This is a genomic window from Gilliamella sp. W8145 (assembly GCF_016101145.1).
Lineage (GTDB): Bacteria > Pseudomonadota > Gammaproteobacteria > Enterobacterales > Orbaceae > Gilliamella > Gilliamella apis_A.
In genome coordinates, this window is sequence record NZ_JACFRC010000003.1 from 123,614 (window position 1) to 139,866 (window position 16,253).

A 16,253-nucleotide genomic window follows, 5' to 3' on the forward strand; every position below is an offset into this window, starting at 1 on the left:
AATTACCCTTTCACTTGTTATGCAAAATAAAAATACGATCACGAACTGATCTAATATTCGGATATTAACGATATTTAATATTTTTGTTAACTTTTGATTGATATTACAAACTGCATTACTAGATTACGATTTACCTGATGGATTGTTATGGAAAAAAATAACAGCTACTGCATTATACTTAAGTACTTGCTTAATTATTTCTCAGTGATGGATTTACACAGAGTTAACTGTACTCATAAAATGGTTACTATTTTAATTAACTGATGTTGATTATTTAGATACCTAGCAACAAAGAGTACTCTTTCATTTTTCTCCTGTTAAGTTTGGTTAAAGCACGATTTCTTTATGTAAAAAACGGAAATGAATCAGATAAATTCATAATTAGATGAATTTTTGCATAAATAATTATTAGTGTTATTTTTCTAATTGAATTGATTAAATTGATTTTTAGCAAATTGGCCAATACGATAAGTAATAATACGATCAACTATAGCTCCCATCACACCACCAAAAATTGGGATTACTTTAATTAACTTTAAGCTATGCTTTGTACTTATAATACTAATAAGCTGTTTAATGACTGATAGGCTTATTTTACGGATTACTTCATTTGGCTGTTTCATTAATGTAGCTAAACAAAACTGCTGTAATTTTGACTTACTTGCCATCACACATAATGATAAGAAAATTAAGATTTTGATTCTTTCATCATACACATCATGACCTTGCAATATAGCAATGGTTGTAACGAGCCTCATTTGAATAAGCAAGACACTTAAGGCGTTTGTTGGGAAAGTTATAGGTAAACTTAGAACTCCTCCTAACCCTGTGATAAAGCCTGTAACTGTTGCTTTGTCTGCTTCATCTTTGATAAGTTTATTTAAATTTTCTGAATGTAGGGAAAAATTGGCTTTATGTTGCTCAGCTAAGGTATAAGCAGATGAAAAACCATAACCACCGGTCAAACAAAGCTGATAGAGTTTATCAAGTAGTAAAGATAATTTATCTGACATATCATAATTCCTTATTTGTCGACTTAAACAAATAATGAAAATGATTGTAATAAGGCTCTGATAAATAAAATAAGGTATTTTGTAATATTTGACGATCTAACATGATACTCTCCTTATAAAAATGTTAATTGAATGGACATATTGGTATGTTCAATTAATAATATCTATCTAAAATTATTTATAATAAGAGTGTGTAGTTAATATATTGGAGAAGTATGATGCATACATTATAAATGAGTTTGCCTTACGAATAAGAGTAACGATTATTGTTGTTACTTCTTCTTTTTTCCATAACATGTAAATAACGATTTATCATGAGCTTTTAGCTTATTTAGTATTAGAGCATAATATTTATCTATTTTTAGATTCCTCTATATGAATTGGAGCTATATCAATGAGCCTGTTTTTGTATTATTAAATAGAGAGAGGTATTAAAAATTTACTTACACCAAGTGTTCTTGGTTTTCCACGATGGCTAGGTGGAGGAACTTCACTTAAAAAGAGACAATCACTATAACGTTTTTTAAATGGCTCTTTTTGTTCTGTTTTAGCTAAATAACTTAGCATATAACAAGCCGAACGAAATGCTTCATGATCATGATGGTTTATCATTTTTAACCCATTTATACAATAATTATTGCGTTGACAGTCATATAAGTAACCATTAGTCAGTTCATGCCATGCACGTTCTAGTTCAACATAAACAGGATAGTATTTTTGTCTTTTTTGACCATTTACATAAAAAATAGCATGGAAATGAATATGTTTATTTTGATTGAACTCCATAACAACAGCATACCCTACAATATCTAGTTCAAATTGCATTGCTTGAAAAAGTAAGCATGTGATTTCTTGTTTCGCTATATGAATATTTGTATTGAATTTATCATCCTTAGCATAATGAATGTCGATTCGAATTGGTAAAATTTTTGAGTATCTATCTTGTAATTTATTTAGGTGTGTAATTAGTTGCTGATTGAGTTGGGTATGAATAGTAAAGTTTTTATTTTTCATGTGATGGCTCTTATCAAATTAGAATCATTTGATAAGAGCTAAAATTATTTTTTTACTGTTTTAGTAACTGATGGTTTACTCAGATAAGGGGGTATTGGTGTTATTTATCTAATAATTTTCTTTTATATAATAATATTAATTAACCTTTAATGATTATTTTTTTATCTTATCTTTAGCCTTAATAAAACATCGAAAACATTTGATAGAAATTAATATTTTAAATTGCAAAATAGTGAAACGCTAATGTAATAATATTATTGTCATAAAACGATCAATCCATCAGAATATGAATGGATGAAGATGAATAGTGCATAATTCTTTTATGATTAAACAACCGGTGTAATGTAAATAAATATTTACAAAAAGAATAAAGTAGTAACGGTATCAATTGAAAGTAACAGTACAAATAATGAATACATAATCATTTGGCAAGCAATTCTCTATAGCCCTTGCAAATAAAGGCTTTAAAGTTATTTCTAGGATACACGTCATTATCGAACCAAATGTATCGGTTCCCAATGATGAGTTATCAATTTACTACTTTGCGTATCAACAAGTAATACATCAAGATCATATAAAATAGAATCCTATGATCCACCAGGAAGCGGTAAAACCACAATTATTTTACTTTCATCAGTAGGCCATATTTTACAAACAGTTATTACTCATACGAGAAGAGTGGTATTTTCAAATAAATAATCAATCCTTTTTTCACAATCAGCACTACTTACCATAGGGAAGCAAAGCGTAATAAGTAGTAGTCATTTTTTATTTATTTTAATTTTAGGATAAATAGTTAAGTAATATCTAACTATACTTATATCGGGTATATTATAAAATAAAATCATCTGTAACACCTTTATTTGGAAAATATTAAATTCTCTATTGTGTATTCAAGAAAACTATTCAATCATTTCTAACTCTTGTGTGCTGCAAACAAGTTTAAATTGTGGGTATCCAGACTCATTTTTAGATTCAATACTCCAACAGCTTTTCATGGAAGGGTCAATTTTCTTTATTAAGTAGATTCCTGAATAAGAGCAACTAACATAACTATCTTTTTTATCATAGATAGAACCAAGCTGCCATGTGGATTCATATCTTTTGCCGTTAATGATTCCTGGCTCTGGCTTTAACATACCTAAATAAACAGGTTTATCATAATAAACGTCAATTCTATCAAGAAAATGAATAAGGTTTTTTTTGTAAGACATTTCCCATCCATCTGGTATATCTTTAATTTCCGGTTGATTGTATTTAACTTCGATTTCAGACGGGCAAACAATTTCATATGCACTGGCAGTGCTAATCATACCTAAACAAATGGAAGCGATGATACATGCGATTTTCATTTTCTTATTCCTTATCATACATCTGTGATGTTATTTTATAGACTAAACAATTATGCCTTTACTCTATGCGAACTCAAGTATGATATGTTAATTATTGTCAAGCAAGTTATTTAGCATTCGATGCATTTAAAATGTTAAATAGACAATATTGAAGTTAATAAATTCTGGATTCTATCAGTTATATTTTGCAAGTAATCGAGCAAGCTATTTTTAATACTCGGTTATTTTTTTATCATAGGAACATAGGGATGATTAGTAGTAATTAATTTTTCCTTTTATTGTTATTTTCTTAAATTTTAGCCTCTTAATAACCAGTTAAAACTTATTATTTTTTTATAAAATACTACTTTGAAGCAATTCTGCATAATCATCTAGCACTGCGCCCGTCATGCGATCTAAATATTTTTGTTTACTAAGTCCTTTCAAATTACTATAAGAAATATAGCTACAACTTTTGCATAAAGGGCCTTTTTCTAAAAGAGAAAATACAGGCCTTTGAATTTCTTGGAATACTTTTTCTTGTCGATTATCCGACGCAACAATGTGCAAATTAATATTCATATTCGGTTAAAGAGCAAGTAAATCAACCATTCGTAATAAACTTGAATAAACGGATGTTGTATGTTCGACTTCAAATGCACAAACAATTGAGCGTCCTTTTAACCAAATAATATCAATTTGCTCAATCGACTTAATGTTGTTTCATCGTAATTAAGAGGTAATCGATCTAACAAAGCATCTGTTCCCGTTTCTAAATTAAAATCACTTAATTTACTATTCTTCATTTAATCAATCTCAAATATCTCATAAAACAATATTTACAATCTTTACTTTTTATTTATTGTTTTTGCCGTAATTGTGATTAATATTGCATCAATTTGAATAATTATAAATATTATCTGATAGTTATAGTAGTTTTAACTTTTAAAAATATTAACAAAGAAGAGGTAAACGATGGAAAGAGATTTAAATAAATTAGAACAAGAAAATGGATTGATTAATAACAAATTTATTCATAATTTAATTTCAGTACTTTTCGCTATTTCACCTATTCTTGGTGGTTTTTATCTGTTATGGGGATTTTTATTGTTTATTGGGCGACCTGATATTTTTCAAGCCATCATTTCAGATACAGTTGCACCGATTATTATCTCAATTGCTTTTTTGGTTTATATGTTTGCTGTGTTAATTAATTTATATCTTCCATGTATTGTTTTTTCTTTATATTTTTATCTTTATAAAATCAAATATAAAGAAACAACAGATTTATCAGTTAATGAATTAATTAAAAGGAACTTTATTTGTTCAATGGTATTTATGATATTAATTTGTGTTAACTCTTATTTATATGTTTTTTGGAAAATAGAAATTCCATCATATGCTATTTTAATTTGTTTTAGTTTATATCTTATTATTCTATTTTTTTATTATCAAAAAGATAAATCAACTTTTATAGTAGTAGGCTTTCCGTCACTAACCTCTGTTACCCCTTTTTGGTTAATTTTGAATTTTATGACTGGAGGGAAGTCTATATTATCCTTAATAATATTGCTTTCACTTTGTCTAGTTATGTTAATTATTGAATATTTCACCTTATATTTTATATATAATGTATCCTTTAGAAGACATTTATTATCCATAAGTATTTTAGCAATTATGCTTGTTACAATTTTATATTCTTCGTTTACAAATATTTTTTATAGAGCTTATCAAGTTTTTTATATAATTGATAAAAATGAATATAATCTCATAATTAACAAAAATGATTATTCAGAAGATGTTTTTAATGATAATGAATGGTTGCTAGAAGAATCACCTAAAGATAAAAATGTATATCATGTTAAAGGGGAAAGATTATTTAATTTATCTAAAACTGTTTTATTTTGTCCCCAAAAAACTTATGAAGATTTAAAAAATAGTGCTCTTTATAATATGGATACTTTGAAAGTAACAACTTCTCGTAAACAACTAAAAGATAAAGTCAATAAATGTGTTCTATTGGATGCAAGTAAAGTTACATTTCATAAATTATTACCAGAAAATAAGTCGGAACAATAATAAAAAAGTATATTAAATTATTAATGCATTGATTATATATAATTAATGCATCTAAATATTTAATGTCTTTTTCCATTTCCGCAAATATGAAACAATCGGTAAATCAGCTTCAGCCCAATCAAGATTATTTAGTTCATTAATATCTAGCCAACAAATTTTATTATGTTCTAAACATATTGGATCATTATTAATTAGCTGACAAATAAAAGCGTTGATTTTAACTGAACCAAAATCATAATTATGTTCTGTTGTTAATAAATATTTTTTGATTGAGATACTACAACCTAATTCTTCTTTAATTTCCCGAATGAGTGCATCTTCTAATTGTTCGCCGGGCTCAACTTTTCCACCAGGAAATTCCCATTTATAGGCTAGATATTTCGTGTTAGCTCGTTGAGTACATAGAAATTTACCATTTTTAATAATTACAGCAGCAACAACATTAATAATTTTATACATTCTTTGAAGCGATATCTCGCCCCCTTAAAGTTGCAATTTTTTTCAATTTATTTATATCATCTATATCTTTAACAATATGCATTTTTCGATGGCAATTAGGACATAGTGCAACAGTATTTTCAATTGCATCCTCACCACCTTCAGACAACCAAATAATATGATGGCATTCTAAGTAAGGAATTTTGTCTTTTGTTGTAAATGGTGCTGGATTTTCACAAAGATCACATCTACCGTTAGCTTTACGTTTAATAAATTCAGCTAGTTCAGGACTTCTTATATATTGAGGAGTAAGAACTTCGCGTTTCCCAGGTTTTTTATTTTGATTAATAACTTTATTTAACAATTTATCAGTCTTATATTTATGAACCTGATGTTCTTTAGCTTTCGTATAATTAGATAATACTGTTATAGGTAATTTGTTTTCGACAAGCTTGAGTGGAAATATCCATACTTTACGTAAACTTTGGTTTGCATCTAATTGCTGAGTTTGATAAGGCTCAGCAGCCTTGGTAAGACGGCCTAAATAGGTATATTCTTTATCTTTAAATACTTCAAAATAATGTACACTAATACCATTAGATTCAATTTCATTTAGTGTCTTATTTTGCATAAAATCCAAGCTTTGATCTCCTTTTTGCCCCATCCCTGTGTAGTAGAGTATGTCTCCATTCCAAGTATCAGAGTAAACAGATTCAATATGATTAGTAATAAGAACTAATGTACTTGTTTTATTGGATTTTCTCATTCCCCCTTGAGGACTACACTTAAATATTTCACACAATTGTTTATTATTTAGGATAACTCCAGGCGTTAGATTTTTAATTTTGTCCATTATTATTGTTTTCCTTAATCCCTAAACACTTCTCTAACATGCCATTCAATAAACCTATCATGTAAATAATCGCTTTTCATGCGAGGTAATAAGATGTTTTTGCCATCGAAATCCCAAAATAGTTTTTCAACTATGTGGTTTCCATTTACCCCACTTGATACTTTGATTTTTAGATTACAATCAAGCCCGATAGCACCCATATCGAAAGCGGAATGATGTAATGAACATAGTGCTAAGCCATTATTTACAATGCATGGTCCGCCATGTTGTTTCCATTTTACGTGAGCAGCTTCAAGACCGATTGATACTGAGTCATACCTTAAATCGTAACCGCAGATGGCACATTGATAGTTGTATGCACGTAATACGATTTGTCTGAATTTAGGATCTCGGTATTTATTGGATTCCATTAGATTGAAACCAAATCGATTAATTAAGTTTTCTTGCACACTTTCAGTAAAATGCTGACTTAAAATTTGTTCGGCTAATTGATCAATAATGGAAGGATTTGTTTTTATCAGTCGATACGTTTGTTCATCAAAACCACCGAGTACTTGGTGTGAAGCAAGGGTTTTGCTAGTTGGTTCTTTACTTGTCAAAATTGGATTAGTGCAATTTTCAGAATTAATGAGTTGCCAAAACCCGTCATTTTTCAAACGCCAAAAAGGCATATTGGGGTAATAGTGTTTACGTTGAGGACCAAATCGAGCGAGTAAATCGTGTAAAGGTTTTTCAATTTCTTTTTCATAATCAAATAAGCGATCATGACCTTGCTTATATTGTCCTAATACATAAAGTAGCAATAAAGGTTTATGTGGAGCTCGTTGATCGCCTTTTTTCCAAATAGTGATATCGGTAATTTGTTGTTGTAATTGTTTAATATCCATCAATACTCAAAATAAAGGTAATAAGTAAAAAAATATTACAAATATCACATTCTTTTTGTGATCTACCTCACAAAATTTTGAGTTGGTGTGAAAAAATATTAATCATAAATGGTAGTGCTCAAGCAATTTCTTATAGCCATTGAAAATAAAGGCTTTAAAGCTATTTTATGGATACACGTCATTATCGAACCAAATTTATCCGGGTTTGTATCCGATTTTGCACTTGATATGGGGTAATCTCAGTTGATGTCGGTTGACAAAGAAAATCCCTTGAAAGGTAGCTTGGAAAAGGCTTTAGACATAAAAAAAACTGCTAGAAGCAGGTCTTAAAATTTGGTGATTGGTGCCCGGACGCGGAATCGAACCACGGACACGGGGATTTTCAATCCCCTGCTCTACCGACTGAGCTATCCGGGCAACAATGGAGCTGTATTAAACACGATTAGAGATTATTCGTCAATCCTTTTTGTAAGATATTTTTAAAAATATATACTGTTTGGTTGAAATTTAGCTAATTGTCACCATTTTAATAACTAATTGAAAATAATGTCGCTCTATATTTAGAGGAATTTTTGTATGCGAGTTATTGGTTTTATTATATTTTTTATTTATGTTTATTGTGAGATTAGTTTTTTTATCGCAATTGCTAATTCAGTGGGGGTATTGCTTGCATTAATCGGAATTATTGCTACCTCGATTATTGGTTTTTCATTAATTAAAAAGCAAGGGTTAAAAAATTTAAGCCTTATGCAACAAAAGATTGCTAATCAACAAAACCCAAAAGAAGAAATTATTAACAGTGTTTCGCTATTATTTGCTGGTTTTTTCTTATTTATTCCAGGTTTTCTAACGGATATCTTAGGGGGGATTTTATTAATTCCATATGTTCAGGAATATATTGTGCGCTTTATTGTTAAAAAACTTCCTACTAAAGTTTATTCATTTTCTTCTAGTCGCAATGTACAAGTAAATAATGATGTGATAGAAGGAGAATTTGAACGGAAGGATGATGAATAATTAATCAATTAGAAAATTTTTTTATTTTATTCTCTTGAAGAATATAAATTAATCCCCATCTATTATGCACTATATGATACATATCATAATTTTATGATTTATTGTTAATAATTACTTAAGTAAAAATTAGTGCTAGGAGATAACTAATGAAAATTCGTCCATTGCATGATCGTGTGATCATTAAACGCAAAGAAGTAGAATCAAAATCAGCTGGCGGTATTGTGTTAACTGGCTCAGCAGCAGGTAAATCAACACGTGGTGAAGTTTTAGCTGTTGGTAATGGTCGCATTTTAGAAAATGGTCAAGTTCAACCATTAGATGTTAAAGTTGGTGATATCGTAATTTTCAATGAAGGATATGGCGTTAAAACAGAAAAAATTGATAACGAAGAAGTGCTTATCTTATCAGAAAGCGATATTTTAGCCATTGTTCAAGAATAACTGGCAGATAATTTAACTTATATACAGAATTTAGGAGAAATACGAAGATGGCAGCTAAAGATGTAAAATTTGGAAATGACGCTCGTGCTAAAATGCTTAAAGGCGTTAATGTATTAGCTGATGCAGTTAAAGTAACTTTAGGTCCAAAAGGACGTAATGTTGTATTAGATAAATCATTTGGTGCGCCAACTATCACTAAAGATGGTGTATCAGTTGCTCGTGAAATCGAATTAGAAGATAAATTCGAAAACATGGGTGCGCAAATGGTTAAAGAAGTCGCTTCAAAAGCAAACGATGCAGCAGGTGATGGTACCACTACTGCAACTGTACTTGCGCAAGCTATCGTTAACGAAGGTTTAAAAGCGGTTGCTGCTGGTATGAATCCTATGGATTTAAAACGTGGTATTGATAAAGCAGTAGTTGCAGCAGTTGAAGAGCTTAAAAAATTATCTTCACCATGTGCTGATTCTAAAGCGATTGCACAAGTTGGTACTATTTCAGCAAACTCTGATGAAACAGTTGGTACTTTAATTGCTCAAGCAATGGAAAAAGTAGGTAAGGAAGGTGTTATCACTGTTGAAGATGGTACTGGTTTACAAGATGAACTTGATGTTGTTGAAGGTATGCAGTTTGACCGTGGTTATTTATCTCCATATTTCATCAACAAACCAGAAACTGCGACTGTTGAATTAGATAGTCCGTATATTTTATTAGCAGATAAAAAAATCTCTAATATCCGTGAATTATTACCAGTATTAGAAGCCGTTGCTAAAGCAGGTAAATCTTTATTAATCATCGCTGAAGATGTTGAAGGTGAAGCATTAGCAACATTAGTTGTCAATACTATGCGTGGTATTGTTAAAGTTGCAGCGGTTAAAGCACCTGGTTTTGGTGACCGTCGTAAAGCAATGTTACAAGATATCGCAATCTTAACTGCTGGTACTGTAATTTCTGAAGAAATTGGTTTAGAGCTTGAAAAAGCAACACTTGAAGATTTAGGTCAAGCTAAACGTGTGGTTATCAATAAAGATAACACAACTATCATCGACGGTGTTGGTGAAGAATCATTAATTAATGCACGAGTTGAACAAATTCGTAAACAAATCGAAGAATCAACTTCTGATTACGATAAAGAAAAACTTCAAGAGCGTGTGGCTAAATTAGCTGGCGGTGTTGCAGTAATTAAAGTTGGTGCAGCAACTGAAGTTGAAATGAAAGAGAAAAAAGCACGTGTTGAAGATGCATTACATGCGACTCGTGCAGCAGTTGAAGAAGGTGTTGTTGCTGGTGGTGGTGTTGCGTTAGTTCGTGCTGCTTCTGCAATTTTAGACCTTAAAGGTGCAAACGAAGATCAAAACGTTGGTATTAAAGTTGCTCTTCGTGCGATGGAAGCGCCATTACGTCAAATCGTTACTAACTGCGGTGAAGAAGCTTCTGTTGTGGTTAATGCGGTTAAAGGCGGGAAAGGTAACTATGGTTACAATGCCTCAACTGAAGAATATGGTGATATGATTGCCATGGGTATTTTAGATCCAACTAAAGTAACACGTAGTGCATTACAATATGCTGCATCAGTAGCAGGTCTTATGATCACAACTGAATGTATGGTTACTGATTTACCTAAAGATGATAAAGCTGACTTAGGTGCTGCTGGTGGTATGGGCGGCATGGGAGGAATGGGCGGAATGATGTAATTCCCCTATTTAACCAGTCAAAATAAAAAACCACTCCAATATGTGAGTGGTTTTTTTATATCTAAACTTAAGTAAAGAATAAAATTATATAGTGAGATGTTGGTACAATGTTATTGAACCGATGACAATAAGAACGATGCCACCGATAAATGATGCTTGTTTACCAATTAAACAACCAATTTTTTTACCTAGCAATAAGCCCAACGTAACCATGATACAGGTTGCAAGTCCAATCATGGTGGCGGCAATATAAATATTAACGCTGACAAGTGCTAATCCGACACCAACAGCAAATGCATCAATACTTGTTGAAATCGCAGTAAGAACTAATATTAAAAATGATTTTTTCGATGAAGGAAGTGGTTTTGCATCACAGTTGTCATCGTTATCTTCCTTAAAACTATGATAGATCATGTTTAGACCTAACAATAACATGACGGTAAAAACAATCCAATGATCCCATCTTTCAATATATTGTAGGGCAATATAGCCAATTAACCAGCCTAGTAATGGCGTGATGGCTTCAACAAAACCAAATAAGATCCCCACTTTTAATGCGCCTAAAAACGGCGTTGATTTTAGTGATACGCCACGACAAATCGCTACCGCAAAGGCATCTGTAGACATGGCTAATGCTAGCAGTAAAATAGCCAAAAAACTCATGATATATACTCTTGCTTCCAGTGATGTTAATTTTAATTTTGTATTTATAATTTATTTTTTTGATACTAAAAATAGATAGTTAGCTATCTTGTTGTCGCCTTTATTTTTATAAAGTTCGGCTGTTTTTGCTACATTAGTTCGACGACTGGTATCATATGCAAAAAGTTGTTTAAACATTAGATCTGCCGTTTTCTTATCGCCGTTTTGGATAGCACAATAACCATATTGCTCATAGGTATCTGCTTTCCAGCGGTGCCGATCTAGTTCTAGACTTTTGGCAAATTGTTGTTTCGCTTCTTGGTAACGATCTCTACCACATAAAAAGGAACCATAGTGCACACGATATAAACCATTACCTGGTTGCATTAATGTGATTCGTTTATAAATCATCTCTGCTTCATTATATTCACCAACATGTTGATCAAACATTGCCATTGCTAGCATGATTTGAGGATTATTGGGTGAATATTGAGCGGCCAATTTTAGATTATAATGTGCCGCTTTAACGTTATCTTCAGATTCATTGGCTTTGGCTAAATAACCTAAGCCTAATCGCATTCTTGCTAACGCAGCGGTTTCTGGATCAAAATCCTCACGACCATTCATTTGACAGCCTGTTAGCATTAGCATGACCAAACTGCTTAATGCTATTAATACGTTTTTCATGTACAACTCCTCGGTTGTTTTAGGCTGTTTGTTGAACAAGATTTTGCTTTTTATAAAGCGTTCGTTTGGTACGATCTACAACTTCGCCAGCAAGTTGACCACAAGCAGCATCAATATCATCGCCACGAGTCTTCCGAACGATAACCGTAAATCCATAACCCATTAATGTTTTCATAAACCGATCAATTCGGGTGTTTGAACAACGCGCATAAGGCGCACCAGGGAAAGGATTCCATGGAATTAAATTGATTTTACTTGGTACATTTTTCAGGAATTTAGCCAGCTCATGGGCATGTTCAACACTATCATTGATCTGGTTGAGTAATACATATTCGATGGTCACTTTACCATGATTAGCATTCGAGGTTGAAAGATAACGTAAAATTGAATCACGTAACATTGCCATATTATATTTTTGGTTAATTGGCATAATCTCACTACGAATTTCATCATTTGGTGCATGTAATGAAATAGCTAATGCTACATCAATCATGCCAGCTAATTTATCTAAAGCGGGTACGACACCAGAAGTAGAAAGCGTCACGCGTCTTTTGGATAAACCATAACCAAAATCATCTAGCATAATTTCCATTGCTGGTGCGACATTGGATAAGTTAAGTAAAGGTTCACCCATTCCCATCATAACAACGTTAGTGATAGGTCGATCGGCTAATTTACCTGTTACGCCAATGGCATTTGATGCGCGCCAAACTTGGCCAATAATTTCAGATACGGTTAAATTACGGTTAAAACCTTGTTGCGCTGTTGAACAGAATTTACATTCCAAAGCACAGCCCACTTGTGATGAAACACATAAGGTCGCACGATCACGTTCAGGAATATAAACTGATTCAATCATTTGATTATTGCCTACATCTAAAGCCCATTTTATAGTGCCATCGGATGAACGTTGCTCGATGGCAATTTTAGGTGCTTTAATTTCAGCTAATTTTTTTAATTGCTCACGTAATTTTTTGTTAATGTCGGTCATAAGATCGAAATCATCTATCCCAAAATGATAGATCCATTTCATCACTTGATCCGCTCTAAATGGTTTTTCTCCTAACGAAATAAAAAATTCTCTTAACTGTTGTCTGGTAAAGTTAAGTAAGTTTATTTTTTCGTTAGTTGGATTGGTGGTGTTTTGATTAGTTGTATTTGTCACGTCCAAACAATTATTAGACGATTTGTGTGTAGCTGATGTTAACATATGGCCTCGTTTTTACACATTATGGCTATTTCAATTTTTAGGGAAAGGATTATACTGGTTTTCACCCTGTCTGGCTAATATAATATTAATTAGAATCTAAATGATGAAAAAAATAATAACATTGAAAACAGTTACTCATTTTAGCTCAACTTTAACTTTACTCTTATGTTCAACCTTTGCTATGGCACAATCTATTCCATTAAATAAACTTACTGGGCAATTTGATGAAAAAAAAGATAGTAATTATATTGCTCTCGACTCAACAATATTACCCGTAAACAAAAAAGGTATGTATTTACAGAAGGAACCAACTGAGCAGTTGATTAAGGCTTATAATGATTTTAAAAAATCTTATCCTAATATTCCTTTTATTGTAGTGAGTGCTACGCGTAATTACACCTATCAAAATGGTATTTGGCAACGTAAGTGGGATGCATTATTACCTAAGTTGAATAATCCACAAAAAATTGCTGAACAAATTTTAAAATTATCTTCAATGCCTGGTACATCAAGACATCATTGGGGAACAGATATTGATATTACTAGTGTATCGTCTGAATATTTTAAAAATGATAAACAGGGAATTATTTTGTATCAATGGCTTCGTGAAAACTTACCAAAATATGGTTTTTGTCAACCATTCAATGAGGGACGAAAAGGGGGCTATTTGCCAGAAGAGTGGCATTGGTCATATAAACCAATCGCCAAACAATATCTTGCTGAATATAAAGCAATACTTGATAGCAATCCACAGATGATTATGCAAAATCTGAATTTTACTGGTTACGATAAAATTACCTTAGAAAGTCTGGTAAAAGAGTATGTATTAACCGTTAATCCGGATTGTTATTAATTTTTTCGCCAATAAGGTAGTTTGATTGTTACCACTAAACCACCACCATCGCGATTATTAGCTTGAATAGTGCCGTTATGCATAATAACGGTCTTTCTGACGATGGCTAGACCTAGTCCATAGCCTTTACCTAACTGTGCTGACTGAATACGGACAAAGGGTTCAAAAATACTCGATAATTTGCTGGCATCGACACCCGGACCACGATCTTTAACTTCAATTTGTAAATATTTTCCTGCTTCTTTTAATGATACCTCAACCGTTTGGCCTGCATTAGAAAAGCGGATAGCATTACGAATAATATTTTCAATCGCGCGTCGTATCTGTTCAGAATTACCTTTAACAATAGAGTGATTAATGGATGATAAGTTAAACTCTACTTCAATAGATTGGTGATTGGCTTCGTAGTTGGCATCATTAACCACTACACCAATTAACTCTTTTAAGTCAAAGTATTCATCGGTTCGATTATTCATTTCTGCACGTGAATAATTAAGAATCTCACCAATTAATTGATCTAATCGTTGCGACTCTAACTCAATTCTAGCTAAAGCTGTATCGATATTTTGTTTATTTTGTTGGGCAAGACCGATTGCCAATTGTAAGCGGGCCAGAGGGGTTCTGAGTTCATGAGAAACATCATGAAGTAGCGCTTGACGATCAGATATTAAGATGTTGAGTTGCTCAACCATCATGTCAAAATCTTTACCTAATTCACTCAGTTCATCACGACGAGGTTTTAACTTTTTAAATAACCGAACCGACAGATCACCTTGCGATACACGGAAAAATCCTTGTCTTAGTAATTTCATTGGTCTAGTTAAGTTCCATGCTAAAAATAGGCTGAATACTAAACCAACACAGATCCCCATTAACAAAATAGGGGTCGGCATATTAAATAAAGTTTTATTTTTGTTATTGCTGTGATCGGTTTTATCGTCTTTAAATGATACCGAATAGAGGGTGCCATCGGGCGCCACTGCCATCCGTTGATATACATAAGAGCTAGGTTCTAATTCATCTGTGATGATATTAACTTGATCATATTGTGGAGACACCAATTTTATTGACAATAAAACTCGCTCACGTTCGGGTAAATGTGCAATAAAATTGAGTGTTTCATCTTCACCGGCAACATGCAATAATTGAGCAATCATATCCACTTTAGTCGGCATATGATTTAAGAATCGTTGATTTCTACTTTCTATATAATAAGAGAAAGCAATCCAAGTTAATTGGAAAGTAAGATAAAAAATTATCCAAAATATAACCAGTATTTTCCAAAATAATCGACGATTCATAGCAAACCTATGGCTTGATTAACGGATACGATAGCCAACCGCTCTTATTGTTTCAATGGTCACATCATTTTGTGCTACTTGATGTAGTTTTTGGCGAATATTGCTGATATGAACATCGACGCTGCGATCATATAATTCTCGAGCACGACCCAGACCTATTTCAGACAATTCTTCTTTAGTTACCACTCGCTCACTATGTTTAACGAGTAAAACTAACAAGTTAAATTCAGTAGAGGTGAGATCTATCGGTTGACCGTTCCAAGTACAAAGTCGTTGTGGTAGATCTAAAGTTAAGCCATTAAAATGATATTTTTTCTCATCAACTAATTCGACTGAACGTTCGTCAAACCGACGTAACACCGCTCTCAATCTTGCCAATAATTCACGTGGGTAACATGGTTTTGGAATGTAATCATCAGCACCTAATTCTAACCCTAATACGCGATCAATATTATCACCTTTGGCAGTTAACATAATAACTGGCATATTACATTGTTGACGAATGCTTTTTAGGACATCAATGCCATTAATATCAGGTAACATCACATCTAAAATTGCTGCACGATATTTACCTGATAGCGCTTCATCAATACCATCCTTACCTAAATAAACACTTTTAATATTAAAACCTTCATTGGTTAAATATTCGCTAAGCATTTGTGATAATTCTACATCATCATCAATTAATAAAATATTTATCATATCTCGCCATTATTATTTAATTTTTGATAGTTACATTATTGCAATAATAAAAAAAAAGTCAGGTGGTTTTACTAAAATATTACATATTTTGA

The 16,253-nt window shown here is 32.0% G+C and carries 19 protein-coding genes and 1 tRNA gene; 5 read left to right on the top strand and 15 right to left on the bottom strand.

The genetic code is table 11. The features are described from left to right. Positions 1–123 precede the first annotated feature (123 nt). The 6 genes from H3T80_RS12435 to H3T80_RS12265 all read right to left on the bottom strand — a co-directional run bounded on the left by H3T80_RS12435 (position 124) and on the right by H3T80_RS12265 (position 4,164). Positions 124–198: a JAB domain-containing protein gene (locus H3T80_RS12435; protein ID WP_198201614.1), complete on the bottom strand. Its 75-nt coding sequence runs from the start codon at positions 196–198 to the stop codon at positions 124–126. Positions 199–422: 224 nt separating this feature from the next. Beyond that, the gene (locus H3T80_RS09615) at positions 423–1,013 is read right to left on the bottom strand and encodes an EcsC family protein (protein WP_198201547.1); all 591 of its coding nucleotides are present in this window, start codon (positions 1,011–1,013) and stop codon (positions 423–425) included. Positions 1,014–1,427: 414 nt separating this feature from the next. Further along, positions 1,428–2,027, bottom strand: a complete 600-nt coding sequence (locus tag H3T80_RS09620) for an inovirus-type Gp2 protein (RefSeq protein ID WP_086356974.1) — start codon at positions 2,025–2,027, stop codon at positions 1,428–1,430. A 902-nt stretch (positions 2,028–2,929) separates the two neighbouring features. Next, the gene (locus H3T80_RS09625; protein WP_086358381.1) at positions 2,930–3,379 is read right to left on the bottom strand and encodes an STY0301 family protein; all 450 of its coding nucleotides are present in this window, start codon (positions 3,377–3,379) and stop codon (positions 2,930–2,932) included. Positions 3,380–3,712: 333 nt separating this feature from the next. After that, positions 3,713–3,928: a hypothetical protein gene (locus H3T80_RS09630; RefSeq protein WP_198201548.1), complete on the bottom strand. Its 216-nt coding sequence runs from the start codon at positions 3,926–3,928 to the stop codon at positions 3,713–3,715. 110 nt (positions 3,929–4,038) lie between these two features. Beyond that, complete coding sequence (locus tag H3T80_RS12265; protein ID WP_255547894.1) at positions 4,039–4,164, bottom strand: hypothetical protein; 126 nt, start codon at positions 4,162–4,164, stop codon at positions 4,039–4,041. A 169-nt stretch (positions 4,165–4,333) separates the two neighbouring features. On the opposite strand from H3T80_RS12265, the gene H3T80_RS09635 reads away from it, so the two are divergent. Then, positions 4,334–5,437: a hypothetical protein gene (locus H3T80_RS09635; protein ID WP_198201549.1), complete on the top strand. Its 1,104-nt coding sequence runs from the start codon at positions 4,334–4,336 to the stop codon at positions 5,435–5,437. A gap of 51 nt (positions 5,438–5,488) precedes the next feature. On the opposite strand, the gene H3T80_RS09640 is transcribed toward H3T80_RS09635, so the two are convergent. From H3T80_RS09640 to H3T80_RS09655, 4 genes are all read right to left on the bottom strand, one after another. Further along, the gene (locus tag H3T80_RS09640) at positions 5,489–5,896 is read right to left on the bottom strand and encodes a (deoxy)nucleoside triphosphate pyrophosphohydrolase (RefSeq protein ID WP_144190118.1); all 408 of its coding nucleotides are present in this window, start codon (positions 5,894–5,896) and stop codon (positions 5,489–5,491) included. After that, the gene (locus H3T80_RS09645; protein ID WP_198201550.1) at positions 5,889–6,728 is read right to left on the bottom strand and encodes an HNH endonuclease signature motif containing protein; all 840 of its coding nucleotides are present in this window, start codon (positions 6,726–6,728) and stop codon (positions 5,889–5,891) included. Before H3T80_RS09645 ends, H3T80_RS09640 begins: the two co-directional genes overlap by 8 nt. A gap of 14 nt (positions 6,729–6,742) precedes the next feature. After that, the gene (locus H3T80_RS09650) at positions 6,743–7,615 is read right to left on the bottom strand and encodes a phosphorothioated DNA-binding restriction endonuclease (RefSeq protein ID WP_198201551.1); all 873 of its coding nucleotides are present in this window, start codon (positions 7,613–7,615) and stop codon (positions 6,743–6,745) included. Positions 7,616–7,956: 341 nt separating this feature from the next. Next, a tRNA-Phe gene (locus H3T80_RS09655) sits at positions 7,957–8,032 on the bottom strand. A gap of 159 nt (positions 8,033–8,191) precedes the next feature. Between H3T80_RS09655 and H3T80_RS09660 the strand changes: the two genes are divergently transcribed. The 3 genes from H3T80_RS09660 to groL all read left to right on the top strand — a co-directional run bounded on the left by H3T80_RS09660 (position 8,192) and on the right by groL (position 10,766). Next, positions 8,192–8,632, top strand: coding sequence for an FxsA family protein (locus H3T80_RS09660; protein WP_110448772.1), 441 nt, complete (start codon positions 8,192–8,194; stop codon positions 8,630–8,632). A gap of 146 nt (positions 8,633–8,778) precedes the next feature. After that, positions 8,779–9,072, top strand: a complete 294-nt coding sequence (locus H3T80_RS09665) for a co-chaperone GroES (RefSeq protein WP_034901049.1) — start codon at positions 8,779–8,781, stop codon at positions 9,070–9,072. A 47-nt stretch (positions 9,073–9,119) separates the two neighbouring features. Beyond that, positions 9,120–10,766, top strand: a complete 1,647-nt coding sequence (gene groL / locus H3T80_RS09670; protein ID WP_065613631.1) for a chaperonin GroEL — start codon at positions 9,120–9,122, stop codon at positions 10,764–10,766. Positions 10,767–10,850: 84 nt separating this feature from the next. Here the strand turns inward: groL and H3T80_RS09675 are convergent, their stop codons facing one another. Genes H3T80_RS09675 through H3T80_RS09685 form a run of 3 tightly spaced genes read right to left on the bottom strand, consistent with a single transcriptional unit; the run spans position 10,851 to position 13,305 of the window. After that, positions 10,851–11,429, bottom strand: a complete 579-nt coding sequence (locus tag H3T80_RS09675) for a manganese efflux pump MntP family protein (protein ID WP_198201552.1) — start codon at positions 11,427–11,429, stop codon at positions 10,851–10,853. 51 nt (positions 11,430–11,480) lie between these two features. After that, positions 11,481–12,095: a hypothetical protein gene (locus H3T80_RS09680; protein WP_198201553.1), complete on the bottom strand. Its 615-nt coding sequence runs from the start codon at positions 12,093–12,095 to the stop codon at positions 11,481–11,483. 19 nt (positions 12,096–12,114) lie between these two features. Continuing rightward, positions 12,115–13,305 carry a bifunctional tRNA (adenosine(37)-C2)-methyltransferase TrmG/ribosomal RNA large subunit methyltransferase RlmN gene (locus H3T80_RS09685; protein WP_198201554.1) on the bottom strand — a complete coding sequence of 397 codons (1,191 nt, stop codon included), beginning with the start codon at positions 13,303–13,305 and terminating at the stop codon, positions 12,115–12,117. A 103-nt stretch (positions 13,306–13,408) separates the two neighbouring features. Between H3T80_RS09685 and H3T80_RS09690 the strand changes: the two genes are divergently transcribed. After that, positions 13,409–14,158: a M15 family metallopeptidase gene (locus H3T80_RS09690; RefSeq protein ID WP_198201555.1), complete on the top strand. Its 750-nt coding sequence runs from the start codon at positions 13,409–13,411 to the stop codon at positions 14,156–14,158. Here the strand turns inward: H3T80_RS09690 and H3T80_RS09695 are convergent. Together H3T80_RS09695 and H3T80_RS09700 are read right to left on the bottom strand one after the other, a co-directional pair. Next, positions 14,155–15,459, bottom strand: coding sequence for an ATP-binding protein (locus tag H3T80_RS09695; RefSeq protein WP_110448768.1), 1,305 nt, complete (start codon positions 15,457–15,459; stop codon positions 14,155–14,157). The genes H3T80_RS09690 and H3T80_RS09695 overlap by 4 nt on opposite strands. A gap of 18 nt (positions 15,460–15,477) precedes the next feature. Continuing rightward, a complete protein-coding gene (locus tag H3T80_RS09700; protein ID WP_034901087.1) occupies positions 15,478–16,158 on the bottom strand; it encodes a response regulator transcription factor in 681 nt (226 codons plus the stop codon). Between the last annotated feature and the right edge of the window lie 95 nt (positions 16,159–16,253).